The following is a 24,304-nucleotide window of genomic DNA, read 5'->3' on the forward strand; positions in this document are numbered from 1 at the left end:
CCGCCGAGCCTGTGGTAGGCTACAAACCCGACCTTTCTCTGGCGTCGCGAAAATGTCTTCCACGCTGCGGTTCATCCGTTTTTTCGTTTGCATGCTGTTGGTGTCGTTTCCTGCGTTAGGAAAAGCGGAGAAGGGCCCATCAGCATCGTCGCCGACGCGTGCATCCGAGGTCGCGCCGCTTGAGTTACGCATCGCGATGGTGTCAGATGGGCATGCCGACTACTTCATCCGCCTGCTGGAAGAGTCGTTGCGCTTGATTCATCAGCCCTACCATCTCCACTACGTGAAGGACATTCCCGCCCGCCGCATGTGGTGGATGCTGGGTAACGGCGACATCAATCTGTTCTACGGCATGCGCACGAAGGATAAGGACAGCAATAAACAGCTCGTTCCCGTGCGTAGCGCACTGACCAATGGCTTGATCGGCCAGCGTGTGTTATTGATCCGTCGAGCCGATGCCGCAGTCTTTGCCCGCGTCCAGTCAGTGGGCGACTTGAAGCGTACCGGGCTGATCGCCGGGTTCGGCGCCGGCTGGGGCGATGCGAAAGTATGGAAGGCGGCGGGCTTGCCGCTGTATGAGCATGCCGCGCCATGGACCACGATTTATGCGATGGTGGATGCGGGAAACCGGCACGTCGACTATCTGCCGCGCGGTGTCATCGAGGTACTGGACGAGGCGCGCGGACATCCAGAATTGGCGGTGGAGCCGCGCCTGTTACTGGATTATCCAGGCGACTTTGGTTTCTATCTGGCATCTTCGGCCGCCAGTTATCGGCCCATCATCGAGCGGGCTTTGAAAGAAGCCGAAGCCACGGGACTCAAGGCACGCCTGATTGACGAGGCATTCGGCGCCGATATCAAGGCGCTGGGCCTGGATCGCCGCCTGCGTCTGCATCTGTCGGCCCCGACGGATTGAGTGTCAAATAGTGCGCCGGCGGTGGCTTGACGACGGCGGCCTCCTCAGGGTTTCTGGCTCGGCCACAACGTGATGCGCAGCCGGCGATCCGTCGGCGTGTCGTAGCTCAAAGGATTGGCGCTACCGTGTTTTTGATTGCCGGTTCCGAAGCGTCCGCCCATGCGGCGCTCCAATATGCCGTATGCCCAGTCCGCCCTGGACTGGGCCAGCGCCGCGTTTTTTGCGGTTGCGCAGGCCTGGGCATCGGCGGCGGTTTTGTCCGGGCAAGGCGGCAACTGGTGCGATGCATAGGCGGTGACCAAGAGCCGGTAGTCTTGCGGATTGCCAGCCAGGATGTCGGCCAGCTGGGCCAGCTGCATTTCGATTCCCTTGTCGCGCGCCTGGCCTGGTCCAAAGCTGGCATCGAAATCCACGGTGGCGCTGTCCGCGACGCCGCCGGCGCAGCGGCTGCCTTTGATCTGGCTGCTTATCTGCTGGCACAGCGCATCGAAGTATCCCGGGGCTTTGGGGCGCGACGCCGCCAGTACCTCCAGCATGGCCTTGCTCCAGGCATCGGCACTGCCCGCGCCGGGGATATTGCCGGAGGAAAGTGACGTGGTAGCAGGCGGCGCTGCGGCGATGGCGGCTTGCGCGCTTGATGGGCTGCCTGCCTTGACCATCGGCCTGTTGGCCAATGTCGCGTCCAACGCCGCATGGCCGCAGTCGGCGACTGTCTGCTCCTTCAAGGCGTTGCCCGTCACGCCTTGCATTGCCAATTCCTGTTCGACCCCTGCGCACAAGGCCACTTTCTGGAGCATATCCGGTGCGACAGGTGGCTTGTTCGGCTGGGAGGCTGCGTCTTTTTGGTATGCGGCGGCGACATTCTGGGCGAAGTCGCGGTCGGCGCTGACGACGCCGGCATCCTTGGCCACCTCGTCCGGTTTCTTGCCGAGCTGGCTTTCCCATGCTTTGCGCACATCTTCCAGGCTTCCCTTCTGCCCGTTGACGTCGTACTCCACCCGGATCAGGGCGGCGTAGAGAAAGGGCGTGAACATCGAGGCGGTCTGGGGGGCCGTGTCATTGCCCACGCCCATGCGCCGGCAGGCCGCCGAGGCGAACGCCAGTTTCGCGGTATTGCTTGTATAGCGCTCGGCGAAGAGTTTGCGGAAGATGGCGTCGAAGCGATCCTGCATTTCTCCGGAAAACATTTGCGTAGCCACCGACGCTACCCCGAAGGCGTGGTCGTCGATCTTGTCGATGGTGTGATCCAGTTGACTCAGCATACGGTCGATCAACGCCAGCAAGCGGTCGGCGCTTTTGTCGTAGATATTCGCCGCCATCAGGTCCATCATGGCTTTTTCCACGTCATGGGAAAACAGGTTCTCCAATGTCCGTGAACCGTTTTCCAGCCGCTTGCCTAGTTGCCTGGCGCGGTCGTTCAATTGCCGGGCGTTGGCTTGCAGGTCTTCATTCCCCTTGATCAGCAGCGTACGGGTGCCGTCAGCCACTTCCTGGGCCTGCTTGAGCAGCAGCGTGCTGCGGTCGGCCAGCGCGGCAGCCTGTTGGGCCAGTTCGGGCAGGCGTTTCGCCTGGGCCCGGAGTTTGTCGATGATGGGCACAAGCCTGGTTTCAAGAGTGCCAAACTGGTCTGCGAAGACTGTCATGCAATCGGTGCGTTGGCTGCAGGTCTTGCTGTTGGCAAGAAGTGTGCTTCTGGCTGTGCTTAGTTCCGCGCGCAATGCGTTCAGGGCATCTTCCGTATCTTTTTTTGTCTGTGTGAGATCCCGCTGTAATGTGGCGTAGTCCTGCCGCAGCCCTTCGTCGAATGCCTTGCCTGCCTGCTGCAACTGCGTGCGCTGGTTTTGCAGGCCTGTAGCCATTTGTTGTACAGAACCGGTTAGCTTGAGGGGGATGGTCGTGTCCGATGAATTCAGACACAGCTGATTGTCGTCGAGGCAGCTGCCGACCAGGCGCAAGGCGACGGCGTCGACCAGCGCGCTCTTCAGGTATTGCTGTTCCATCGGCAGCGCCTCTTCGATGGCGCTACAGCGCTTTTCAATCTGGATGGTACGGTCCAGCGTTTTCTGGATTTGTGAGGCACACCCGCTGAGCAGCAGGCTTAAGGTCAGTGGCAACAGGCGACGGCACGTCGCGTTGAAAGACATGGACATGGCTTACCCCGGCAGTGGACGAATCGCTTATGGTGTTTTTGTAATCAATATGATAATTGATTGTCAGCCCCATAATCTCTCCAATTGTTTCGTCACGACAATTGGAGTTGCGATACCGGTGTCCGCGAAGTCCGCTAGCCGTCGATGAGGATCAACTCCACGCGGTCGGGATAGAAGGCCAGGTGGCCTGCGATGCCGACGACCGCCGGATACGGCGCCTCGTATGTCCATACGGCGTTGATGCCGGCTTCTCCGCCCGCCGGAACGCTGTAGTAGCTGCACTCGCCCTTGTAAGGGCAGTACGTGGTGTGCTCGCTGCGTTGCAACTGGCTCATGTCCACGTCGGTGCGCGGCAGGTACTGCACCGGCGGGTAGGCCGCCTCCCGCAGCGTCAACGCGTTGCCGCTGTCGGACAGCGCCTTGCCGGCAACGACGACGCGCACACGGCCCGGCGTCGCTTCGATGGTGATGGGGTGATCCGGCCCGGGAATCTTCACGGTACGTTGAGTAGTCATGTCGGAATGCCTTTCCTTGAGTGGTGCGGCGCCGGCCGGCAGGCCGAACGCAGCGTTCATTATAGGGATACCGCGAATATCATGCTGAAGCGCTGGATGGCCGGCGACGTCCCGACCATCGCCCTGGCGGTCGGTTACAGCAGGGCCAACACTTCGCCGGTGCTCAAGCTGTTCCTGTCGCGGCTGTTCGAGTTGGCCGCCAGCTGAATATGCCGTCCTGGAGATGGAGGCGGCATAACCTCGGAGGTAATGGATACGCTGACCCCTTCGTCATAAAATGAGGGACCTTTCCCTACGGAGCCGTGATGTCCACGATACAGGTCGATCGTTTGCTTGGCACACCTGCGCTCACCGTCAGCGACGTGCGCTGCGCTGGCGGATGCCGGCATGAAGACGAGCTGGAATGCGCGCAGTCGACGCACATCGTGTTTCCCTATCGCGGCGTGTATGTACGCAGCGTAGGGCAGGACGTCACCGTGGCCGACGGCAACCAGGTCTTGTTCTTCAACGAGCAGCAGGAATACCGTATCAGCCATCCGGTCGAGGGCGGCGATGCCTGCCTGTCCATTTCCGTCGATCCCGCCACGTTGCGCGAGCTTGCACCGGCATCGATGCTGCAAGCGGGTGGCGGCAGCGCTTTCTTGCGTCAGCAACAGCGCATCGATTCCCAGACGCAAATGCTGGCCGCCCAGCTTCGCCATGGCGCGGCCGAACCGTTGGAGGCCGAAACGCTGGTGCTGGCATTGTTGCGCCGTGCCTTGGGCCGCCCGGCTGAGACGCCTGCCGGTGCCACCGTCGGGCGCAGGCGTCTGGTCGAGCGCGTCAAGTTGACGCTGGCCGGCGACGTGGCGCGGCGCTGGACGTTGGCCGAGATCGCCGCCGAGACCGGTGGCTCGCCGGTCTACCTGACGCAGGTTTTTCAGCAGGTCGAGGGCATTCCGTTGTACCGCTATCAACTGCAGCTGCGCCTGGCGCGGGCGCTGTCGGTCATCGATCAGTACGACGACTTGTCGGCGATGAGCTTCGACCTCGGCTTTTCCAGCCACAGCCACTTCAGCGCCAGCTTCCGCCAGGCCTATGGCCGCTCGCCTTCCGCGTACCGCAAATTCACTAAAGATTTCGACAGCGGCAGATAATGCCTTCGGCGATAGTGAGTCATCTGCTCACTACCCAGGAAACTCAAATGCTGCGCTTCATTCTTTCGCTGGCTTTGCTGGCGCCTTTGGCCTGCATGGCCTCCGACCACCTCGACACGCCCAGCGTGATCGCCGATCCGCGCACCGATATCGGCGACCTGTATGCATGGACCTCGGCCGACGGCCGCCGTCTCAACCTGGTCATGACCATCGTCGGCCACAGCTTTTCCGACAAGACCGACTACGTGTTCCACATCGATAGCGGCAAGACCTTCGGCAAGACGGCGCACACCACCACGGTCCGGTGCAACTTCCCGTCAGCCGGCGTCACCAGCTGCCGCGCCGGCAACGACGACAGCGCGCAAGGCGACGCCAGCCAGCCCGTCGGCCTCGACAGCGCCAAGCACCATTTCCGCGTGTTTGCCGGATTGCGTGACGATCCCTTTTTCAACAACGTCAAAGGGACCCGGGCGGCATATTCGGTGGTCTTCGATGCCATGCAGCGCGGCACGGCGATGGATGCCGCAGGTTGTCCTTTGCTGACACAGGAGCAGTCGGACATCCTGCTGGAGCAGTGGCGGCATACCGACGGCGGCCCAGCCACCAATTTCCTCAAAGGGTGGACGCCGGCGTCGATCGTGGTCTCCATCGACCTGCCGCTGGTAGCCAAAGGCGGCAAGCTGCTCGCCGTATGGGCCGCGACGCGGCAAGGCGGCCGCCAGATCGACCGCGCCGGCCGGCCGCTGACCGGCAACGCCTTGCTTGGGACCATCGCAACAGACGACATCAGCGATGCGTTGAAGGAGCGGTACAACGCCGCCACGCCATCGACCTCGGCGGAGTTCATCGCGGAGATCGGCAAGGGACTTGCCTTGTATGACAGCTTCGATGGCGCATGCGGCAACCAGTGGTTGATCGAGAAAGCGGCGTCGCCATCGGAACGCTATCGTGCGCTGGCGGCGCTGCTTGCCGACGACCGCTTGTGGGTCAATACGGAATCGCACAGCTGCACGCAGCTGTTTGCCGTCGAGCTGGCCCACCTGGGTCGGCAGGAAAAATGGCGCGGCGACTGCGGCGGACGCACACCCAACTACAACGTGGTCAACGAATACCGCTCGCTGCTGGTGAACGGCACCACGCAGGGTGTGGATGACGGCGTCACACACGACGAACTGCGCCATTCGGACGATGTGTTTCCATTCCTCGCCGCGCCCGGCCAGAGGGAGAAATATTGAATTCCCGCAGCCTGAGGCGCGTGGCCACTTGGGTATGCCTGCTGCCGGTCCCCGCGTTCGCGCACAGCGGAACAGGGCTTGCTGGCGGACTTGCCGCCGGATTCGCGCATCCATGGAATGGACTCGACCACCTGCTGGCGATGGCGGCGGTGGGATTGTGGGGCGCTTTCCTTGGGCGGCCGCTGGTCTATCTGCTGCCGATGATTTTTCCGGCGATGATGGTGTGCGGGGCCGTGCTGGGCATGTTTGGCGTATGGCTGCCGCCGGTTGAAATCGGCATTGCTGCATCGCTGCTGATGCTGGGCGTGTGCGTGGCCGGCGCCTTGCGCTTGCCCACCCGGGAGGCGTGTTTGATTGTCGCGGTATTTGCCATATTTCACGGCTATGCGCACGGGCAGGAATTGCCGTCGGCGGCGGATCCTGTCGGCTACAGCATCGGCTTTGTCTTCGCGACCGGGCTGGTGCATTTATCCGGCATCGCGCTGGGCATGTTGAAGGATAACGCCGCAGGCCTGCGGGTGATACGGGGCTGTGGCGTCGCGATCGTGATCGTGGGTGGGTGCTTGTTGGTGCGGGCGGTGATTTTATGACAGGGGAGAGCTATGCCGTCGTTTTGCTGGCGGGCGCTTCGGGCCTGGCGTTGTCGGCCAACCCGGTCGCCGGGCGGTTGAAAGGCTATGCCGGTTTTGTGCTGGCCATGTCGCTGGCCGCGATGATGTCCTTGCCGCTGACGCCTGCCCGGCAAGCGGGCTGGTATTGCATCATAGCGCTGGCCCTCACTTTGCATCTGCCGCTGCTTGCCCGCTTGCAGCTGGCTTTGTCTGTCGCAGCCGGGTTTTGTGCCGGTGCTTCGATGACGTCGCCGTACGTGGCAGCCATCGCCGTGCTGCTGATTTTTCCTGCCGGACTGCTGATCGGCAACCGCGCTCCCGTGCTGGTGAAAATCCTGGCGGGATGGCTGGCTGCCGTCGCCTTGCTCACCATATCGCTGGCATATCTTCCCGTCAGTCCGGGCTACATGCCCGACCATCTCGATTAGGTTAGGTTTTGATATGAACAAACTACGTGGCATCGCCGGATTTGTTGTTTCGCTTTGCATGCCTGCCCAGGCGCACGACTTCTGGCTGCAACCGGAGCACTTCAAAATTTCTCCCGGTGCGTCGACGCCGATGACCTTGCAGGTTGGCCATGGCCCGTTTCGCCAGCGCTCGCAGATTCCGTTGCGGCGCATAAGCCGCTTTTCCGACATCGGCATCGACGGCGGTGTCACCGACCTGCGACCTTCATTGCACGCGGGCGGCGCTACCGACGACGGCATGCTGACGTTCAAGCAGGCGGGCACCCATGTACTGCTGCTGGAGACGGATAGCAAGGCGCAGAGCCATTTGCCGGCGCTGCGCTTCAACGACTATTTGCGGGTTGAGGGGCTGACGCCGGCGCTGGAGGAGCGGCAACGGAATAAAAGCCTCAACGCGGAGGGCTCGGAGAATTACAGCCGCTGTGCCAAGGTCATCGTGCAGGTGGGGGCGGATGCCGGCGGCCGCGTGACGTCGCCGGTAGGGTTACCGCTGGAAATCGTGCCGGAGATGAATCCTCACGCACAGCCGCGGTCCGGGCGCTTGCCGATTGTCGTGCTGTACTTCGGCAAGCCGCTGGCCGGCGCCACCGTCAAATTGACCAATCTTGACCATGACGCCGAGCCGTTCGAAACTCGCGTCAGCGACAGCCGTGGCCGCGCTGACTTCGGCATGCCCCAATCCGGCCGCTGGATGCTGAACGTCATCTGGACCAGGGCGCGGCCGCGCGGCAGCGACACCGACTTTGAAACCGTCTTCTCCAGTCTCAGCTTTGGCTTCGAATAACGCGCTAGCTGATGCCCCACAGCGTGAGCGCTTCGCCAGCGATGATCTCGGGGCGTTCTTCCGGCCAGAACAGTTTGCTGCCCGCGATCATTCGCAAGCCCTTCGAATTGCCGAACATTCCGTCGAGGTAGTGCCCGCCTGGCGGGGCAAAGATCGTGTCGTCGGCGCCCCACAGGATGCGCGTGGGCACGGTGGAATTGCGCAAGCCGCCGGCGACGCCCGCCAGCACGTTGCGCTCGAGTGCCAGAGCGTAGGCGTGCACCAGGTCCTTCCTCCGTTGCGACGCCACCAAAGGCCCCAGGTAGCAATCGATCGCCTCGTCGCTCGGATTGGCCGGATTGCCGTAGCATTGGCCACCCAAGCCTTCCCTGGACCGCGCCAGCGGCTTGTCCTTGACCCATGCGGCCAGCCAGCGGTCGGCAAACGTGCCGTCATGCGCCATATCGATCACGGGCTTCAGGGCGGCTGGCGGGCAGTCGATCTCCGAGTCGCAGTTGGTCAGCAGCAGGGAGCGGATTCGCTGCGGGTGGCGCGTCAACAAGAGTTGCGCCACCGCGCCGCCGCTGTCGTTGGCAACCAGGTCGACCTGTGCGACGCCCAGTGTATCGAGCAGAGCGACCAGCATGGCGACCTGCGCATCCGGTCCAACATCCTGGCCAGCCGCCACCTCGGTGTAGCCGAGCGCCAGGAAGTCCGGTGCGATGCAGCGGCGCCATGGACTCAGCCGCTCCAGCGCTCCGCGCCATTGGAAGCTGTTCAGCGGGAAGCCATGCAGAAACAGTGCGGCTTGTCCCTGACCTTGTTCCACGTAAGCGATACGTCCGAAGCGCGTGGTGGCGAACTTGCGCATAGCGTGGAACCGCGCGGCGTCGATGGGGGCGGGCATGGCATGCGGTTCCGCCGCGCCGGCCAGAGCGACGGCGGCCATCGCCGCCGGCAGTGCGATAAATGTCCTGCGTTTCATGGTGTAGTCCTGTCGGATTGAAAACGCCAGCATCGCGCAACGGATGCTGGCAATCAATTACGCGCCATTTCCAGGATTGATAACCTCGGAGGTTATGGTTGTGTGTCGCAAACGTGATTAGAATGCTCTCATGGAAAATACAGCACATATAGGCGGTCTGCTGCGCGAATGGCGGCTGAGCCGCCGCCTGAGCCAGCTCGACCTGGCGCTGCAGACGGATATTTCGTCCAGGCATCTCAGCTACGTGGAAAACGGCAAGTCCAAGCCCAGCCGCGAAATGATTGCCCGGCTGACGGAGTCGCTGGCGGTGCCGCTGCGCGAGCGCAACAATCTGTTCATCGCCGGCGGATTTGCGCCGATGTACCCGGAAACCTCCATCGATACGCCCAAGCTGGCGCAGATGCGCTTTGCGATCGAAGCCATGCTGGCGCAGCAGGAGCCATATCCGGCGTTTTTGCTGAACCGGCACTGGGATGTGCTGATGGCGAACCAGGCCGCCCGCAAGCTCAACCGCTTCATGCTCGGCGGCCGCGACAGCAAACACGGCAATATGTTGCATCAGATTTTCGATCCCGAAGACTTGCGGCCGGCCATCGACAACTGGGAAGATGTCGCCGGCACCCTGCTGCGCCACCTGCACAACGAAGTGGCGGCCGTGCCTTCAGACACGAAGGCCCGACAGTTGCTCGATGACATGTTGGCCTATCCCGGCGTGCCCACCCACTGGCGGCAGCGCGACCTGGCCACCGCGCCGGCGCCCATTCTGACCACCGCGTTCCGGCGCGACGGTGTGCAGATCAGCTTTTTCTCGACCATCACCACTTTTGGTACTCCGCGCGACGTCACGCTCGATGAATTGCATGTCGAAGCATGTTTCCCGACGGACGACATCACCGCCGATTTCTGCCGCCGCCTCGGTTAGGGAGGTTATTTGTGCGTAATCGCACGGTCTGCCCGGGCGCAACGGGGTATGTTGACTCACCGAATATTTCTGGCGAGTCTACCCATGTCTTATCCATTCCGTATCGTTGTGGCGCTGGCCGGGGCGTCGTTGCTCTACAGCGGCGTCGTGCTGGCCGACCCGCCTTCCCGTGTGGCGCGGCTGGCTTACAGCTCCGGCCCCGTCAGCCTTTCGCCGGTTGGCCGCGATGACTGGCAGGCGGCCGGCATCAACCGTCCGCTGGTGGCGGGCGACCGCGTCTGGGCCGCCGACGGCGCGCGCGACGAAGTGCAGGCCGGTCCGGCCAACGTGCGCATGGGCGCCAATACGCTGGTCACGCTGCTCAATGTCGACGACCGGACCACGCAGCTGCAACTGTCGCAGGGCCGCCTGAACCTGCGCGTGCGCCAGATGCGGCCGGACGAGGTGCTGGAGATCGATACGCCGAATCTGGCGTTCAATATCCGCAAGCGCGGCCACTACCGCCTCGACGTGGATGCCTCGGGCAATGCCACCCAGGTGTCGGTGATCGACGGCCAGGGCGAGGCCTATGGCGAGGGCAATGCCTATCTGATCGATCCTGGCCAGTCCTACCGCTTCGGCGGCACCAATCTGACGGATTTCAGCGTGACCCAGCCGCCGCCGGCAGACGAGTTCGACCAATGGGCAGCGCAGCGCGACCGCCGGCTCGATCATCCCGCGTCGGTGCGCTATGTTTCCAGCGATGTGGTCGGCTACGAAGATCTGGATGACAACGGCAACTGGCGCGACGTGCCGGGCTACGGCAATGTGTGGATGCCTGCCCATGTGGCGTCGGACTGGGCGCCGTACCGCGACGGCCATTGGGCCTGGGTCGACCCCTGGGGCTGGACCTGGGTCGACGATGCGCCGTGGGGCTTCGCGGTCACGCACTACGGACGCTGGGCGCAGACGCCGGCTGGCTGGGGTTGGCTGCCCGGGCCAGTGGCGCAACGGCCGGTGTACGCGCCGGCGCTGGTGGTGTTTGTCGGCGGCGCCAATCTGCTGCTCGACGAGCGCTCGCGCGATCATGGCGTGGCGTGGTTTCCGCTGGGACCGCGCGAGGTCTATCGGCCGTCGTACCGCGCCAGCCCGCGCTATGTCACCAATATCAATGTCAGCAACACGGTGGTCAACCAGACGCAGATCACCAATGTCTACAACAACGTTCAGGTCAATAACATCCGCTATGTGAACCGGCAGGCGGTAACGGCGGTGCCTGCGGCGGCGTTTGCGCAGTCGCAGCCGGTGCGCGGGCACGCGATGCACGTTTCGCCGCAGCAGCTGGCTGCTGCGCCGTTGGCGACGTCGGCCCCGGCAAGGCCGCAACGGCCTGCGCCTGGAACGCACGAGGGCCCGCGCCCTGCGCCGGCTCTTCTGGCACGGCAAGCGGTGGCCAGGACGGCGCCGGCAGCGATGGCGCCGCGGGTTCATCTGGTCAAGGCGGACCATCCCGCGGCGCCGATGCCTGTTCCTGCCCACGCCGGGCCACCGGCTCCCCAGATCGCCGCGCACGCGGATCCGCGCCGGCCGCAGCCTGGCGCCCAGCCGGCGCCGCGCGATCAGGCGCACCCACAACCCCAGCCGACGCCGAGGCCACAGGAATTGGCGCACGCACAGCCGCGCCCACAACCGATGCCGTCTCATGAGCAACCGCAACCGCAAACGGCGCCGAGGCCGCAGGAACTGGCGCACGCCCAGCCACGTCCACAACCGATGCCGCCGCATGAGCAACCGCATCAGCAACCGCAACCGCAAACGGCGCCGAAGCCGCAGGAACTGGCGCATGCCCAGCCACGTCCGCAACCGATGCCGCCGCATGAGCAACCGCATCAGCAACCGCAGCCAGCGCCGCGGCCGCAGGAGCTGGCGCATGCCCAGCCGCGACCGCAGCCGGCGCCGCCTCCGCATGAGCACACCCAACCTCATCCTCAACCGGCGCCTCAGCAGCACGAACAGGCGCATGGCCAGCCTCATCCGCAGCCTGGGCAGGAGCCGCCAAGCCGTGAAGCGGCGCATCACGATCCGAAGCACGAACCCAAACGCGAATAGCCAGGAGCATATCCGTGGACTTTCCTACCCGTCATTTGAACCAGCCCTTGCCTTACGACCCGTCCTACGAAATCGAGGAGGACGACGAGGCCGGCACGATCGCCGGTCTGCAGGAGCAGATGCACTACATTGCCGACACCGTGCGCAAGGACACCGGCCACGCCCATCGCGGCGTGCACGCCAAGAGCCACGGCCTGCTGCGCGGCCGGTTGCGCGTGCTGGACAACCTGCCTCCCGACTATGCGCAGGGCTTGTTCGGCAACGCCGGCGGCGAGTGGCCGGTGGTGATGCGGCTGTCGACCACGCCGGGCGATATGCTGGACGACAAAGTCTCCACGCCGCGCGGCATGGCCATCAAGGTCATCGGCGTGCCGGGCGAACGCCTGCCCGGCGGCGGGGCCGATGTCACGCAGGATTTCGTCATGGTCAACGGCCCGGTGTTCCTGGCGCCGACCGCAAAAAAATTCCTTGGCAGCGTCAAGCTGCTGGCCGCCACCACCGACAAGGCGCCGGCGCTGAAGGAGGCGTTGTCGGCCGCCTTGCGCGGCACCGAAAAGGCGCTGGAAGCCGTGGGCGGCGAGAGCGGCACGCTCAAGGGCCTGGGCGGCCAAGCGGAAACCCACATCCTCGGCGAGACCTTCTTCACTCAGGTGCCGGTGCTGTACGGCCGCTACATGGCCAAGCTGTCGCTGGCGCCGGTGTCGCCGGAACTGCTGGCGCTGCGGGACAAGGAAGTCGACCTGGAGCACAAGCCCAACGGCCTGCGCGCGGCGGTGGTGGACTTTTGCACCGTGCACGGCGCCGAATGGGAGTTAAGGGTGCAACTGTGCACCGATCTGCAAGCGATGCCGATCGAAGACGCTTCGGTGGAATGGACCAGTCCCTGGATCGCTGTGGCGCGCATCACGACGCCGCCGCAGGCCGGCTGGACCCACGGCTTGTCGGTGCTGGTCGACGACGGCATGCAGTTCAGCCCATGGCACTGCCTGGCCGCACATCGCCCGCTCGGCTCCATCATGCGGGTGCGGCGCGCCGTGTATGAAGCTTCGGCCCGCTTCCGCGCCCGGCGCAACGGCGCGCCGCTGGCCGAACCGCACAATCTCGACAACTGGAAAGAGCACTGATCAGGATTCGCCGTAGCGTCCGCGTATCTCGCTGAGCACGCCTTGTCGCTCGAGGCGCTGGATGGCGCCGTTCAGCAACTCCAACTGTGCCTGCGTGGTGCTGTCTTTATTCAGCATCAGGTGCACCGGCGCGCGCAGCACGGTGAACGGCAGCGCGCTGATGGCGAGGCCTTGCTCCCTGGCTTCGTGGCGCAGCGCGGCGGTGTCGCCGAGGATCAGGTCGGCGCGGCCGGCCTCGAGCATGCGCACGCCTTGCTGAAAGCTGAGGAAGGTGCTCAGCAGTCCCGATTGCGCCAGCTCGGGCTGCACACGCGCGTAGGCCTTGCCATACCAGCCCATCTTGGGCGCCAGCAATGACAGCTTGTTGCGCGCCAGCGCATCGAGACTGCCGATGCCCCGGTAGCCGGCCAGCTTGCCGGTAGGGACGAACACACTGACGGTTTCATAGCGGTAAGCGATGCTGAAGCGCGCGTACTTGCGGCGCTCGGCCGTGTCCGAGGCCGCCAGCAGCAGGTCGATGCCGCCTTGTTCGAACTGGCGTTGCCGGCGCGCGGTCGGCAACTCGGGCAGCAGCTGCAGCGTGCAGCCCGCTTCCTTCACAATGGCTTGCGCCAGTTCCCAGTCCAGGCCGGCGGGCGGCGAGTTGGGTTTGCTGTAAAGATAAGGCGGCCATTGTTCCATCGCCAGCTTCAGCTGGCAGGATTCCGCCGTGGCGGCCCAGGCTGGTATGACAATTGCATGCGTCAACGCCATGACGGATAACACGTGACGCGCTTGCATGGAGATACCCCTTCTTGGTCTTTGGCTACAATTTGCCAGATGTGACGGGAATGTCAAGCGCACCTTTGCCTGCCCACCCACCACCTATAAGGACCGACATGCTTCCATTCCGCTTTCACCTCTCCCGCTTGCTGGCGCTGGCCAGCCTGAGTGCCGCCATGCTGGCGCCGCTTCCGTCGCAGGCCGGCTCGGCGCTGGTGCTGCTGACCGACTTCGGCACCTCGGACGGCGCGGTGTCGGCCATGCACGGCGTGGCCTACGGCGTCGATCCGACGCTGACCGTGTCCGACCTGACGCACCAGATACCGGACTACGACATCTGGCTCGGCGCCTACCGCCTGTACCAGACCGCCAACTATTGGCCCAAGGGCAGCGTGTTCGTGGCGGTGGTCGATCCGGGCGTGGGCACCAGCCGCAAGTCGGTGGTGTTGAAAACCACGGAAGGCCGCTACTTCGTCGGCCCCGACAACGGCCTGTTCACGCTGATCGCCGAGCGCGACGGCGTGGCCGAGCTGCGCGAGATCGACGAGACCGTCAACCGCCTGCCGGGCTCGGGCGAGTCCTACACCTTCCACGGCCGCGACGTGTATGCCTATGTCGGCGCGCGGCTGGCGTCCGGCGCGATCCGCTACGACCAGGTCGGCCCGCTGCTGCCGAGCGCTTCGGTGGTGAAGATCCCTTACCAGCAACCCGTGCGCAAGGGCGGGGTGGCGCGCGGCATCGTGCCGGTGCTTGATGAAAAGTACGGCAACGTCTGGACCAATATCCCCAAGTCGCTGTTCGACGAGCTGCAGATCGCGCTGCACGACAAGGTGCGGGTGCGCATCCTGCACGGCGGCAAGCAGGTGGCCAGCGTGGTGGCGCCGTATGAAAACACCTTCGGTGGCGTGGCGGCCGGCAAGCCGCTGGTCTATATGAACAGCCTGATGGATGTCGCCGTGGCCATCAGCCAGGGCAATTTCGCCGCCAAGCACCATGTGGGCTCCGGTGTCGACTGGGAGATTGAAGTGAGCAAGGCATCGCCGTCGAGGAAATAGATCGCTATTGTGCGCCGTCAGACAATACAGTTGTTACACTTTCACTTTCTGAATCTGGGCGCCTTATGTCTGCATTACCTGTTTCCACCTCATCCGCGGTAGCCGAGCCGGCCTGGCGCTTCATCGGCGGCGGCACGCCCATGCGCGACATGGTGCAGGCCCATGCGTGGGAAGACACGGCGCTGGGACCGATCGCCGGTTGGCCGGCCTCGCTGCGCACCAGCGTCGGCATCGTCCTGCACTCGGTGCATCCGATGTTCCTGTGGTGGGGCGAGCAGCTGGTGCAGGTGTATAACGACGCCTACGTGCCGTGCTTCGGCGCCGGCAAGCATCCGGCCGCGCTGGGCCAGCCCGGCCGCGAGTGCTGGCCGGAGACCTGGCCCATCATCGGCCCGCAGATCGACAGCGTGCGCAATGGCGGCGAATCGCAGTGGTATGCCGACAACCTGGTGCCGATCTGGCGCAACGGCCGCATCGAGGATGTCTACTGGAGCTACACCTACACGCCGGTGTTCGACGAGCACGACCGCGTCGGCGGGGTGCTGGTGGTGTGCACCGAAACCACGTCCCAGGTGCTGGCCGAGCGCCGCCGCCACGGGCTCGACATGCTGGCGCGCAGCCTGCTCAACTGCCGCAGCGAACAGGACGTCCTCGCCAGCATCGCGCAGTGCGTGGCCGACAATGCGGCCGACCTGCACGGCGTCGAGCTGTACCACGGCGACCCGCCGGTCGAGCAGGGCGACGGCACGCTGGTCATCCGCAGCGCCGAGCTGCAACTGTGCGACGACCTGGCGCTGGTGTTCCGGCTGTCGCCGCGGCTGCCGCTGGACCACAACTATCGCCAGTTCCTGGAACAGATCACGGCCGCCGTGTGCGCCACGCTGAGCCGGCTGGAAAGCGACCGCGCGCTGGCGCAGGCGATGGCCGAGAGCGAGCGCCTGAACATCGACCTGAACATGTCCTCGCGCATCAAGGATGAATTCCTGGCGATGCTGGGCCACGAGCTGCGCAATCCGCTGGCACCCATCGTCACCGCGCTCAAGCTGATGAAGCTGCGCGACACCGGCAGCGCCAACGAGCAGGCCGTGATCCAGCGCCAGGTCGACCACCTGGTGCGGCTGGTCGACGATTTGCTGGACGTGTCGCGCATCGCCAGCGGCAAGGTCGAGCTGCGCAAGGAAACCGTGGCGCTGGCGGACGTGCTGAACAAGGCGATCGAAATGACCAGCCCGCTGCTGGAGCAGAAACAGCACCAGTTGCTGGTCGACCTGCCCACCGCGCGCTGGCATGGCGATCCGGCGCGGCTGGCGCAGGTGGTGTCCAACTTGCTGAGCAACGCCGCGCGCTACACGCCGGCCGGCGGCCACATCACACTGTCCACCCGCATCAAGGGCGACTGCCTGCAGATCCAGGTGACCGACGACGGCAACGGCATTGCGCCGACCTTGCTGCCGCACATCTTCGACCTGTTCGTGCAGGGCAACCGCCAGCTGGACCGCGCCAAGGGCGGGCTGGGCATCGGCCTGGCGCTGGTGCGCAACCTGGTGCAGATGCATGGCGGCGAGGTCAGCGCCTACAGCGCCGGCGAAGGACGCGGCAGCACCTTCACCTTGACCTTGCCCGGGGTGGTGGTAACCGAGGCCGAGGCGCCGGCTGCGGCGGCGCCCGAGGCCATGGCCGGCCATGGCGCCAGCGTGCTGGTGGTGGACGACAACCAGGACGCGGCCGATTCGCTCGGCGACCTGCTGGGCGCGCTGGGCTACAGCGCGACGGTGGCCTACGATCCGGCCCACGCCATCGTCGCCGCCGGCGGCGCCATGCCGCAGGTGGCCATCCTCGACATCGGCCTGCCCGGCATGGACGGCTTCGAGCTGGCTGGCCATCTGCGCAGCCTGCCGGATGGCGCGGCGCTGAAGCTGATCGCGCTGTCCGGCTACGGCCAGGAGCACGACAAGTCGCGCAGCCGCGCGGCCGGCTTCGACGCCCATCTCGTCAAACCCGTCAATATCGCCGAACTGCAAACCGTGCTGGACAACCAGATTGGTTGAAGTTATCAAAAATAGTTGTGTATTTCTCAAATAAACCATTAAAATAGCCTCGCGGAAACTTTTGTCTGGCACGAGGACGGTATGGAACTGGTTTACAAGAACGAAAAAACGCTGTTTGCGATCATGCTGGGCGTGTCCGTGCTGATCTGGGCCGGGCTGCTGCTGGGAACCATGGGCATGGCGCTGGTGTGGCTGCTGCTGTTTTTTATTTCCTGGTGTTTCGCCCAGTCGGCGCTGGTGTCCTATCTGCGCGGCACGGCGGTGCGCATCACGCCGCAGCAGTTTCCCGACCTGCAGCAGCGCATCGTCACCTGCTGCCAGCGCCTCGGGCTGGAGCAGGCGCCGGAGGCCTACCTGCTGCAGATGGGCGGGCTGTTCAACGCCTTCGCCACGCGCTTCCTCGACAATCACTACATCGTGCTGTACTCGGACGTGGTCGATGCGCTGGAGGACAAGCCGGACGCGATCAATTTCTATATCGGCCACGAGATCGGCCACATCAAGCGCAACCACCTGCGCTGGTCGGCGCTGCTGGCGCCGGCTTCGCTGGTGCCGCTGCTGGGCGCGGCCTATGCGCGCGCCCGCGAATACACCTGCGACCGCCACGGCTTCCACGCCTGCGACGATTTGAAAAGCGCGCAGGTCGGGCTGGCGGCGCTGGCCGCCGGCGGCAAGCGCTGGCGCCAGCTGAGCACGGCGGGCTACGCGGCGCAGGCGCGCGAGTCCTCCGGCTTCTGGATGTCGTTCCATGAACTGGTCGGCGACTACCCGTGGCTGGTCAAGCGCATGGCCGTGGTCAAGGGCCTGGCCGCCGGTACCGAAGTCGAGCAACCCGGCCGCCACGGCCTGGCCTATGTGCTGGCGCTGTTCGTGCCGCGCCTGGGCGTCGGCGGCCTCGGATCGCTGATCGGCGTGGTGGCGCTGGCCGGCGTGCTGGCCGCCGTGGCGATTCCCGCCTACAGCGACTACACGGCGCGCGCCCGCATGGCCCAGGTGGTGGCGGTCGGCCACGGCGCGACGGCGGCGGTGGAGCGCTACTTCTACGCCAACGGCCGCGGCCCGGCCACGCTGGCGCAGGCCGGCTATGCGATGGACGACCCCAGCCACGTGGTGCAGGAGGCCACCGTCGACGCCGGCAACGGCATGGTGCGCGTGTTCCCGGCCGATCCCGGCTACCGCGGCAAGGCTATTGCTTTCACGCCAAGAGTGGACGAGAATAAGCGTGTCGTCTGGCAATGTGGCAGCGAGGAAATTCCCGCACGCGTGCTGCCGCCGGACTGCCGCAACTAACGCAAGGATACCGTTGACCTCTGCCCTGGAAATCGCCGCCAATGTCGTCATGACGGTTTCCATCGTGCTGGCGGGGCGCAACAATGTGCACTCGTGGTGGCTGGGCGTGGTGGGCTGCTCGATGTTTGCCGCGCTGTTCTACGGCGTCAACCTGTACGCCGACGTCGCGCTGCAGCTGTTCTTCATCGTCACCTGCCTGATCGGCTGGCTGCGCTGGGTGCGCGGCGACGCCGGTTCCGCGCTGCCGATCAGCCGCGCGCGGCTGGGCGCGCTGGGCTGGATGGTCGCCGTCGGCCTGGCCGCCACCGTCGTCTACGGCCTGATGCTGCAGGCTTACACCAACGCCTACGCCCCCTTCATCGATTCCGCCGTGCTGATGTTCAGCATCGTGGCCCAGCTGCTGCTGATGGGGCGGCGGCTGGAAACCTGGCCGTTCTGGCTGCTGGTGAACACCATCTCGGTGCCGCTGTACGCCAGCCGGGGGCTGTATCTGACCGCCGTGCTGTATGCGGCTTATTGGCTCAATGCGCTGGTCTCGTGGTTGTTCTGGCGCCGCCAAATGACAAAGGAGACATCATGCAATGGTTCTATGACCTGAAAATCGGCAGGAAGCTGATACTGGCGTTCGCGCTGGTCATTGCGCTGACCTGTTTCCTGGGCCTGTTCTCGCTGGGGCAGCTGGCCAAGGTCAACCAGGCGTCCACCGACATCGCCACCAACTGGCTGCCGGCGGTGCGCTACCTGGGTCAGATGCAGGCGTCGATGTCGCGCTACCGCATCTCCGAGGCGACCCACATCCTGCTGGCGGAGGACAGCGAAATGACGGCCACCGACAAGTCGATGGCGACCCGGCTCGAGACGCTGCGCAAGCAGCAGGCCGCGTACGCGGCGCTGGTGTCGGAGCCGGAGGAAAAGCGCATCTACGGCGAGCTGCAGAAGTCGCTCGACGACTACCTCGCCACCAGCGGCAAGCTGACCGCGCTGTCGCGCGAAGGCAAGAAGGACGAGGCGCGCGCGCTGTTCCGCGGCGGCTCCAACAAGCTGTTCCGCCAGGCCAACGAGCAGCTCGACGCGCTGATCAAGATCAACGACGATGGCAGCGCCGGCGCCGACCGCTCCGCCGGCGACACCTACGCGATGTCGCGCAGGCTGATCCTCGGCACGCTGGCGGTGCTGATCGTGGTCAGCATGGTGCTGGCGACGGCGGTGGCGCGCATCGTCTCGACGCCGCTGGAAGAGGCGGTGACGATCGCCCAGCGCGTCGCCGACGGCGACCTGACCGGCCACATCGTCAGCCATGCCAGGGATGAAACCGGCCAGCTGATGGACGCGCTCAAGGCCATGAACGACAGCCTGCTGCGGGTGGTGGGCCAGGTGCGCAGCGGCACCGACACCATCGCCACGGCGTCGGCGGAAATCGCCAGCGGCAACCTGGACCTGTCCAGCCGCACCGAAGGCCAGGCCAGTTCGCTGGAGGAAACCGCGTCGGCGATGGAGGAACTGACCAGCACCGTCAAGCAGAACGCCGACAACGCGCGCCAGGCCAACCAGCTGGCGCAATCGGCGTCCGGCACCGCCGCCGACGGCGGCAAGGTGGTGGGCGAGGTGATCGCGACGATGGAATCGATCAGCGCGTCGTCGCGCAAGATCGTCGACATCATCAGCGTCATCGACGGCATCGCGTTCCAGACCAACATCCTGGCGCTGAACGCGGCGGTCGAGGCGGCGCGCGCCGGCGAACAGGGACGCGGCTTCGCCGTGGTGGCCACCGAGGTGCGCAACCTGGCCCAGCGCAGCGCGGCGGCGGCCAAGGAAATCAAGGCGCTGATCGACGATTCGGTAGTGCAGGTCGACAGCGGCACGGCGCTGGTGCAGCAGGCCGGCAGCACGATGGCGGCCGTGGTGGCCAGCGTGCAGCGGGTCAGCGACGTGGTGGCGGAAATCTCCTCCGCCAGCAGCGAGCAGAGCACCGGCATCGAGGAAGTCAACAAGGCCATCGTGCAGATGGACGAGGTGACGCAGCAGAACGCCGCGCTGGTCGAGCAAGCGGCGGCCGCCGCCGGCGCGCTGCAGGACCAGGCCGCCAGCCTGGCCGGCGTGGTCAGCGTGTTCCGCCTGCGCTGACTCTCGGCGTCAGCCCTGCGGCGTCTTGCGCAGCTGGTTGGCCTGGCGGAAGGCGCTGGGCGTGATGCCCATGCGCTCGCGGAAGGCGGTGGCGAAGTTGCCGGCGTTGTTGAAGCCGATCAGCAGCGCGATATCCTGCACGTCGATGTCGGTTTCCCTCAGCAGCTCCTCGCCGCGCCGTATGCGCGCCTCGCGGATGTAGGCGAACACCGTCATGCCGGTTTGCTCGCGGAAGACCTGCGACAATTTTTCGCGGTAGGTGCCGACGTTGCGGGCGATCTCGGCCAGGCCGGGCAGCGACGCCAGGTTGTCTGCGATCAGGCGCTTGGCGGCGTTGACGATGACCGCGTCCGGTTCGGCGTCCGGGGTGCCGGCGGCCGCCGGCTGAGCGGGCGAGAGTGCCTGCGCCTGCGACTGCGCCTGGCTGGCGCGGCGCGCCAGGTTCAGGTGCACCTGGATGCGCGCCGCCAGTTCCCCCGATGAAAACGGCTTGGATACGAAATCGACGCCGCCTATCGACAAGCCCATGATGCGCTCCTCGTCGGCATCGGCGCCGCTGAGGAAGATGATGGGGATATGTTCGGTGACGGGATTGGCCTTGAGCAGCCGGCAGGCGGTGTAGCCGTCCATATTGGGCATGCGCACATCGAGCAGGATCAGGTCGGGCTGATCGGCCAGCGCCAGCTGGTAGCCCTGCAGGCCGTTGAAGGCGACCGACACGCGATACGGCAATTCGCTCAGCAGGTCGACCAGCACCCGCTGTTCGAACGCGGAATCGTCCACGATGAGGATCTTGCGCTGTTGGCTGTCGCTGGCATTTTGCATGGCCGGCCCTGATACATGGTTGATAAGGTTTTGTCACGCCCTGTTGCGTATTATGCCTATCTTTTAAAATTTTTTGATAGTTTTCTCCTGTAGAGCTCGGCTTGCATGGTTGTTGCAAATTTTGCCTATCCTCAAAATATTTTTCATAGATTTCTACGCTAGCAAAACCGTAGCCGCCTGTGGCAAAAGCACGTGTTTCCTGGATCGTTAATAATGAAATCGACTGTTCAGGGCGGCGCCCGCCGACCCGGAAAATCGTAGAAGAATCAATCCTATTGTGCAAAATGCAATTTTTGTTTGCTAATCTGGAACAGAGGAGTCAAAAAAATGAAACATACCGATTTTGGTCGCATGTCCTGCCCCATCGCACGCAGCCTGGGCAAGGTGGGTGAGTGGTGGAGCATCCTGATCCTGCGCGACGCCTTTTATGGCCTGTCGCGTTTCGACGAATTTGAAAAGAGCCTGAAGATCGCGCCGAACATGCTGACCCGCCGCCTGGCCGGGCTGGTCGAAGGCGGCCTGATGGAGCGCCGCCTGTACAGCACCCGTCCGCCGCGCTACGAATATGTGCTGACCAAGTCCGGCCGCGATTTCAAGCCGGTGCTGCTGGCCTTCATCGCCTGGGGCAACGACCACCTGGCACCGGAAGGCGCCAGCCTGCTGGTGGTCAGCCGCGAAACCGGCAAGCCGGCCGACCAGGTGCTGGTCGACGCCAACAGCGGCCTGGCCATCAACGACGAGGACTATATGTTCGCGCCGGGACCTGCCGCCACCGACGTGATGCGCACGCGCCTGATCGAAATCAGCAAGCACGCTTCCTGACGCGCTACAACGCCGGTTCCAGCTGGGCGTAGACGGCGTTGGCCACCTTGGCCAGCGCCGCCTTGTCCAGGTTGCCGGACAGGGCATAGCCGAACTGCCCGTCTATCCAGTAGAACACGCCGACCTGGCCTTCCTGCGCAAAGCGGAAGCCGGTTTCCCGGTTGTGCGTTTGTTCCGTCGATACATACAGCGTCAGGCGCGCGCCGCCGGCGTCGCGGTACATGAATTGCGCCACCGGCCCGCTCTGGCCGGGCAGCAAACGTCCCCCTTCCAGCTCATAGCCCTGCGCCGCCAGTTGCGGCGGCTTCAGCGGCGCGCCCAGGCGTTTCGACAGCCAGGCCACCAGGTGCGCCTGCTGGTCGGCGCCCACTTCGACCGGGTGCCTCACTTCCGGCGTGTAGACCACGTGGGCCAGCGCGGCGCGGCGCGGCAGCGCGGCCAGGCTGGCGGCGGCGTTCGGCGCATTGTCGGCCGACAGCGCCTGCAGCGCGGCCTGGTCGGCGGCGCCGTGCAGCAGCCAGCCGGCGGCGCCTCCGGACAGCGTCAGCGCCAGCATCGCGGCTGCACGCAGCGGCAGTGGCCAGGCTGGGCCTTGGGGGCGCGCCGCCATCGCCGGCGGCACCGGCTCGTCCAGCAGCGGGTTGAAGACCGCGCGCAGTGCGGCGTTTTGTTCGCGGTAGGCTTGCAGCCGGGCCGCTTCGGTCGGATGCAGTTCCAGATAGGTATCGACCGCGCCGGCGCGCGCCGGCGGCAGGCGGCCATCGACCCAGGCTTGCAGTTCGGCTTCGGTTACGGTGGCGTTCATTTGACGACCTTTAGCGGAGAGGGCAGGGGCTGGCCCGCCATAATCAGGCGCAGCCTTTCGCGCGCACGCGACAGGCGCGACATCACGGTGCCCAGCGGAATATCCAGCGCGGCGGCCACTTCGTCGTAACTCAATTCTTCCAGCGCCACCAGCAGCAGCACGTCGCGCTGCTCGGGCGGCAATTGTTGCAGCGCCCGGTCCATGTCGCGCAGGGCGAGGCGGCCGGCGGCGCCATCGGCGCCGGCCAGCGGCAGGTCGTCATCGAGCGCTTCTGTGGCCAGCGCCGGGCGGCGCTGGCTGTCCACATGCAGGTTGTGCATGATGCCGAACAGCCAGGCGCGCATGTCGCTGCCGCGCCGCCACGAGGACAGCTTGTCCCAGCCGCGTTCGATGGTGTCCTGCACCAGATCGTCGGCGTCGGCGCGGCCGCCCAGCAGCGCCCGCGCGTAGCGGCGCAGGCGCGGGATACAGGCGACCAGGCGCTCGCCGTCGTCTTGCAGCGACATGGATGGGCTTAGTCCTTGACGACGTGCCAGATGTCCTTGAAGTTGTCGCCGTTGCGGTCGCCCGGCTTGACGTCCTTCTTGAACGTGTACAGCGGCTTGCCGTTGTAGGCCAGCTGCTTGGCGCCGTCGTCGCGGGTGATCACCGAATACGGCGGGGCCACGCTGGCGGACGGCGCCACGGCTGGCCAGTTCTCGCTGCACGGACCGTTGCAGGCGCTCTTGCCGGCGCTGTCCTTGTCGAAGGTGTAGACGGTCATGCCGGCGCTGTTGACCAGCACGCCGTCCTTTTTCATGACGTCGTCGGCATGGGCGGCGCCGGCCAGCAGCGCGGCAGCGAGGAGGGAGGTCAGGCGTATCATGGTTTTCATGGCGTTTTCCTTGGTATGGTTGAGTGAACTGCGGACGTTGCAATTGCGTATACGTAAGGTACGGCCCGTATATTCCCGCGACCGTAAAATAAATCTCCGATCAGTTCATCTTGAGAGGGGAGCAACATGAATAAACTCCATCGCATCATCACCGCCAGCCTGGCCGCTGCGGCAATGACGTCATCCTACGCCCAAACGCTGAACAAGGGCGATCAGCACATACTCGCACAACTGGCGCAGGCCAATATGGCCGAGGTCGCGGCCGGCAAGATCGCACTGGAAAAAGCCTCGTCGCAGGAGGTCAAGACCTTCGCCCAGCAGATGGTGGACGATCACACCAAGGGCCTGCAAGCGGTGCAGGACGTGGCGCGCAGCAAGAACGTCACGCTGCCGACCGAGCCGGACGCCAGGCACAAGAAAATGGCCGACAAGCTCAACGGCCTGAGCGGCACGGCCTTCGACAAGGCTTACCTGGCCAATGCCGGCGTGCGCGACCACAACGAGGCGCACAAGCTGGTCGCCAGCGCGCAAAAGAAAGCCAGCGATCCGGACGTCAAGGCGCTGGCCGCCAAGCTGCAGCCGACCGTCGATCAGCACTTGCAAACCGTGCAAGCAATGGCGGCCGGCGGCACCTCCAAACAGTAGCGCCGGATATTTCTTCCAGTAAGATAATTTCCGTGCGGAACTAAATTCTCTTTGATTTCAGGGACTTGGAAGGGAGGAATAGTGCCGTCCGTAAACTGTGGAATAATGCCGGCTATGGCGTTATATGCGCCCAGGCAATGGG

24 protein-coding genes and 1 pseudogene are annotated in these 24,304 nt (G+C 64.8%); 17 read left to right on the forward strand and 8 right to left on the reverse strand.

Annotated elements, in window-relative coordinates; all coding sequences use genetic code 11:
- Nucleotides 1-52: 52 nt before the first annotated feature.
- Entirely contained in the window at nucleotides 53-916 is an 864-nt protein-coding gene (locus ABWW33_RS29665) for a hypothetical protein (protein WP_353405030.1), read from the forward strand.
- Nucleotides 917-960: 44 nt separating this feature from the next.
- Here the strand turns inward: ABWW33_RS29665 and ABWW33_RS29670 are convergent, their stop codons facing one another.
- Nucleotides 961-3,066: a hypothetical protein gene (locus ABWW33_RS29670; RefSeq protein WP_353405031.1), complete on the reverse strand. Its 2,106-nt coding sequence runs from the start codon at nucleotides 3,064-3,066 to the stop codon at nucleotides 961-963.
- Nucleotides 3,067-3,200: 134 nt separating this feature from the next.
- Nucleotides 3,201-3,581, reverse strand: a complete 381-nt coding sequence (locus tag ABWW33_RS29675; RefSeq protein WP_353405032.1) for a DUF427 domain-containing protein — start codon at nucleotides 3,579-3,581, stop codon at nucleotides 3,201-3,203.
- A gap of 102 nt (nucleotides 3,582-3,683) precedes the next feature.
- On the opposite strand from ABWW33_RS29675, the pseudogene ABWW33_RS29680 reads away from it, so the two are divergent.
- The 6 genes and pseudogenes from ABWW33_RS29680 to ABWW33_RS29705 form a co-directional block, all read left to right on the forward strand.
- Nucleotides 3,684-3,788: pseudogene (locus ABWW33_RS29680) on the forward strand (LysR family transcriptional regulator); the annotation flags it as partial.
- Between the two features lie 98 nt (nucleotides 3,789-3,886).
- Nucleotides 3,887-4,717: a helix-turn-helix domain-containing protein gene (locus ABWW33_RS29685; RefSeq protein ID WP_353405034.1), complete on the forward strand. Its 831-nt coding sequence runs from the start codon at nucleotides 3,887-3,889 to the stop codon at nucleotides 4,715-4,717.
- Between the two features lie 47 nt (nucleotides 4,718-4,764).
- On the forward strand, nucleotides 4,765-5,952 hold the full coding sequence (locus ABWW33_RS29690; protein WP_353405035.1) for a DUF4331 family protein: 1,188 nt from the start codon (nucleotides 4,765-4,767) through the stop codon (nucleotides 5,950-5,952).
- The gene (locus ABWW33_RS29695; RefSeq protein WP_353405036.1) at nucleotides 5,949-6,542 is read left to right on the forward strand and encodes a HupE/UreJ family protein; all 594 of its coding nucleotides are present in this window, start codon (nucleotides 5,949-5,951) and stop codon (nucleotides 6,540-6,542) included. The genes ABWW33_RS29690 and ABWW33_RS29695 overlap by 4 nt, the downstream gene beginning before the upstream one ends.
- A complete protein-coding gene (locus ABWW33_RS29700) occupies nucleotides 6,539-6,991 on the forward strand; it encodes a hypothetical protein (RefSeq protein WP_353405037.1) in 453 nt (150 codons plus the stop codon). Before ABWW33_RS29695 ends, ABWW33_RS29700 begins: the two co-directional genes overlap by 4 nt.
- A 13-nt stretch (nucleotides 6,992-7,004) precedes the next feature.
- A complete protein-coding gene (locus ABWW33_RS29705) occupies nucleotides 7,005-7,814 on the forward strand; it encodes a DUF4198 domain-containing protein (protein ID WP_353405040.1) in 810 nt (269 codons plus the stop codon).
- A gap of 4 nt (nucleotides 7,815-7,818) precedes the next feature.
- On the opposite strand, the gene ABWW33_RS29710 is transcribed toward ABWW33_RS29705, so the two are convergent.
- Nucleotides 7,819-8,835: an alpha/beta fold hydrolase gene (locus tag ABWW33_RS29710; protein ID WP_353405041.1), complete on the reverse strand. Its 1,017-nt coding sequence runs from the start codon at nucleotides 8,833-8,835 to the stop codon at nucleotides 7,819-7,821.
- A 73-nt stretch (nucleotides 8,836-8,908) separates the two neighbouring features.
- Between ABWW33_RS29710 and ABWW33_RS29715 the strand changes: the two genes are divergently transcribed.
- The 3 genes from ABWW33_RS29715 (at nucleotide 8,909) to ABWW33_RS29725 (ending at nucleotide 12,912) form a co-directional block, all read left to right on the forward strand.
- On the forward strand, nucleotides 8,909-9,700 hold the full coding sequence (locus ABWW33_RS29715) for a helix-turn-helix domain-containing protein (RefSeq protein WP_353405042.1): 792 nt from the start codon (nucleotides 8,909-8,911) through the stop codon (nucleotides 9,698-9,700).
- An 84-nt stretch (nucleotides 9,701-9,784) separates the two neighbouring features.
- On the forward strand, nucleotides 9,785-11,788 hold the full coding sequence (locus tag ABWW33_RS29720) for a DUF6600 domain-containing protein (RefSeq protein WP_353405043.1): 2,004 nt from the start codon (nucleotides 9,785-9,787) through the stop codon (nucleotides 11,786-11,788).
- A 14-nt stretch (nucleotides 11,789-11,802) separates the two neighbouring features.
- Nucleotides 11,803-12,912 carry a catalase family protein gene (locus ABWW33_RS29725; RefSeq protein ID WP_353405044.1) on the forward strand — a complete coding sequence of 370 codons (1,110 nt, stop codon included), beginning with the start codon at nucleotides 11,803-11,805 and terminating at the stop codon, nucleotides 12,910-12,912.
- On the opposite strand, the gene ABWW33_RS29730 is transcribed toward ABWW33_RS29725, so the two are convergent.
- A complete protein-coding gene (locus ABWW33_RS29730) occupies nucleotides 12,913-13,692 on the reverse strand; it encodes a substrate-binding periplasmic protein (RefSeq protein ID WP_353405045.1) in 780 nt (259 codons plus the stop codon).
- Nucleotides 13,693-13,790: 98 nt separating this feature from the next.
- On the opposite strand from ABWW33_RS29730, the gene ABWW33_RS29735 reads away from it, so the two are divergent.
- The 5 genes from ABWW33_RS29735 (at nucleotide 13,791) to ABWW33_RS29755 (ending at nucleotide 20,191) form a co-directional block, all read left to right on the forward strand.
- Nucleotides 13,791-14,729 carry an SAM hydrolase/SAM-dependent halogenase family protein gene (locus tag ABWW33_RS29735; protein WP_353405046.1) on the forward strand — a complete coding sequence of 313 codons (939 nt, stop codon included), beginning with the start codon at nucleotides 13,791-13,793 and terminating at the stop codon, nucleotides 14,727-14,729.
- 65 nt (nucleotides 14,730-14,794) lie between these two features.
- A complete protein-coding gene (locus ABWW33_RS29740; RefSeq protein WP_353405047.1) occupies nucleotides 14,795-16,777 on the forward strand; it encodes a hybrid sensor histidine kinase/response regulator in 1,983 nt (660 codons plus the stop codon).
- Between the two features lie 81 nt (nucleotides 16,778-16,858).
- Complete coding sequence (locus tag ABWW33_RS29745; RefSeq protein WP_353405048.1) at nucleotides 16,859-18,067, forward strand: M48 family metalloprotease; 1,209 nt, start codon at nucleotides 16,859-16,861, stop codon at nucleotides 18,065-18,067.
- A 13-nt stretch (nucleotides 18,068-18,080) separates the two neighbouring features.
- Nucleotides 18,081-18,665, forward strand: a complete 585-nt coding sequence (gene pnuC, locus ABWW33_RS29750) for a nicotinamide riboside transporter PnuC (RefSeq protein WP_353405049.1) — start codon at nucleotides 18,081-18,083, stop codon at nucleotides 18,663-18,665.
- Entirely contained in the window at nucleotides 18,644-20,191 is a 1,548-nt protein-coding gene (locus tag ABWW33_RS29755) for a methyl-accepting chemotaxis protein (RefSeq protein WP_176655363.1), read from the forward strand. Before pnuC ends, ABWW33_RS29755 begins: the two co-directional genes overlap by 22 nt.
- Nucleotides 20,192-20,200: 9 nt before the next feature.
- Here ABWW33_RS29755 and ABWW33_RS29760 read toward each other — a convergent pair whose 3' ends face one another.
- The gene (locus tag ABWW33_RS29760; protein WP_353405050.1) at nucleotides 20,201-21,016 is read right to left on the reverse strand and encodes a response regulator transcription factor; all 816 of its coding nucleotides are present in this window, start codon (nucleotides 21,014-21,016) and stop codon (nucleotides 20,201-20,203) included.
- A gap of 327 nt (nucleotides 21,017-21,343) precedes the next feature.
- On the opposite strand from ABWW33_RS29760, the gene ABWW33_RS29765 reads away from it, so the two are divergent.
- Nucleotides 21,344-21,838, forward strand: a complete 495-nt coding sequence (locus ABWW33_RS29765; RefSeq protein WP_176655365.1) for a winged helix-turn-helix transcriptional regulator — start codon at nucleotides 21,344-21,346, stop codon at nucleotides 21,836-21,838.
- 4 nt (nucleotides 21,839-21,842) lie between these two features.
- On the opposite strand, the gene ABWW33_RS29770 is transcribed toward ABWW33_RS29765, so the two are convergent.
- Genes ABWW33_RS29770 through ABWW33_RS29780 form a run of 3 tightly spaced genes read right to left on the reverse strand, consistent with a single transcriptional unit; the run spans nucleotide 21,843 to nucleotide 23,517 of the window.
- Nucleotides 21,843-22,643 carry an anti-sigma factor family protein gene (locus ABWW33_RS29770; RefSeq protein ID WP_353405051.1) on the reverse strand — a complete coding sequence of 267 codons (801 nt, stop codon included), beginning with the start codon at nucleotides 22,641-22,643 and terminating at the stop codon, nucleotides 21,843-21,845.
- Nucleotides 22,640-23,143 carry an RNA polymerase sigma factor gene (locus ABWW33_RS29775; protein ID WP_353405058.1) on the reverse strand — a complete coding sequence of 168 codons (504 nt, stop codon included), beginning with the start codon at nucleotides 23,141-23,143 and terminating at the stop codon, nucleotides 22,640-22,642. Before ABWW33_RS29775 ends, ABWW33_RS29770 begins: the two co-directional genes overlap by 4 nt.
- Before the next feature lie 14 nt (nucleotides 23,144-23,157).
- Complete coding sequence (locus ABWW33_RS29780) at nucleotides 23,158-23,517, reverse strand: COG4315 family predicted lipoprotein (protein ID WP_176655367.1); 360 nt, start codon at nucleotides 23,515-23,517, stop codon at nucleotides 23,158-23,160.
- Between the two features lie 126 nt (nucleotides 23,518-23,643).
- On the opposite strand from ABWW33_RS29780, the gene ABWW33_RS29785 reads away from it, so the two are divergent.
- Nucleotides 23,644-24,162: a DUF4142 domain-containing protein gene (locus ABWW33_RS29785; RefSeq protein WP_353405052.1), complete on the forward strand. Its 519-nt coding sequence runs from the start codon at nucleotides 23,644-23,646 to the stop codon at nucleotides 24,160-24,162.
- The last annotated feature ends 142 nt before the right edge of the window (nucleotides 24,163-24,304 follow it).

The organism is Duganella hordei (assembly GCF_040369125.1).
In the GTDB taxonomy this organism is placed as follows: Bacteria; Pseudomonadota; Gammaproteobacteria; order Burkholderiales; family Burkholderiaceae_D; genus Rugamonas; species Rugamonas hordei.

Coding starts and splice junctions, on each gene's coding strand:
- ABWW33_RS29665 (WP_353405030.1), top strand. CDS start 53: ATGTCTTCCACGCTGCGGTTCATCCGTTTTTTCGTTTGCATGCTGTTG.
- ABWW33_RS29670 (WP_353405031.1), bottom strand. CDS start 3,066: ATGTCCATGTCTTTCAACGCGACGTGCCGTCGCCTGTTGCCACTGACC.
- ABWW33_RS29675 (WP_353405032.1), bottom strand. CDS start 3,581: ATGACTACTCAACGTACCGTGAAGATTCCCGGGCCGGATCACCCCATC.
- ABWW33_RS29685 (WP_353405034.1), top strand. CDS start 3,887: ATGTCCACGATACAGGTCGATCGTTTGCTTGGCACACCTGCGCTCACC.
- ABWW33_RS29690 (WP_353405035.1), top strand. CDS start 4,765: ATGCTGCGCTTCATTCTTTCGCTGGCTTTGCTGGCGCCTTTGGCCTGC.
- ABWW33_RS29700 (WP_353405037.1), top strand. CDS start 6,539: ATGACAGGGGAGAGCTATGCCGTCGTTTTGCTGGCGGGCGCTTCGGGC.
- ABWW33_RS29705 (WP_353405040.1), top strand. CDS start 7,005: ATGAACAAACTACGTGGCATCGCCGGATTTGTTGTTTCGCTTTGCATG.
- ABWW33_RS29715 (WP_353405042.1), top strand. CDS start 8,909: ATGGAAAATACAGCACATATAGGCGGTCTGCTGCGCGAATGGCGGCTG.
- ABWW33_RS29720 (WP_353405043.1), top strand. CDS start 9,785: ATGTCTTATCCATTCCGTATCGTTGTGGCGCTGGCCGGGGCGTCGTTG.
- ABWW33_RS29730 (WP_353405045.1), bottom strand. CDS start 13,692: ATGCAAGCGCGTCACGTGTTATCCGTCATGGCGTTGACGCATGCAATT.
- ABWW33_RS29735 (WP_353405046.1), top strand. CDS start 13,791: ATGCTTCCATTCCGCTTTCACCTCTCCCGCTTGCTGGCGCTGGCCAGC.
- ABWW33_RS29740 (WP_353405047.1), top strand. CDS start 14,795: ATGTCTGCATTACCTGTTTCCACCTCATCCGCGGTAGCCGAGCCGGCC.
- ABWW33_RS29745 (WP_353405048.1), top strand. CDS start 16,859: ATGGAACTGGTTTACAAGAACGAAAAAACGCTGTTTGCGATCATGCTG.
- ABWW33_RS29755 (WP_176655363.1), top strand. CDS start 18,644: ATGCAATGGTTCTATGACCTGAAAATCGGCAGGAAGCTGATACTGGCG.
- ABWW33_RS29760 (WP_353405050.1), bottom strand. CDS start 21,016: ATGCAAAATGCCAGCGACAGCCAACAGCGCAAGATCCTCATCGTGGAC.
- ABWW33_RS29765 (WP_176655365.1), top strand. CDS start 21,344: ATGAAACATACCGATTTTGGTCGCATGTCCTGCCCCATCGCACGCAGC.
- ABWW33_RS29770 (WP_353405051.1), bottom strand. CDS start 22,643: ATGAACGCCACCGTAACCGAAGCCGAACTGCAAGCCTGGGTCGATGGC.
- ABWW33_RS29780 (WP_176655367.1), bottom strand. CDS start 23,517: ATGAAAACCATGATACGCCTGACCTCCCTCCTCGCTGCCGCGCTGCTG.
- ABWW33_RS29785 (WP_353405052.1), top strand. CDS start 23,644: ATGAATAAACTCCATCGCATCATCACCGCCAGCCTGGCCGCTGCGGCA.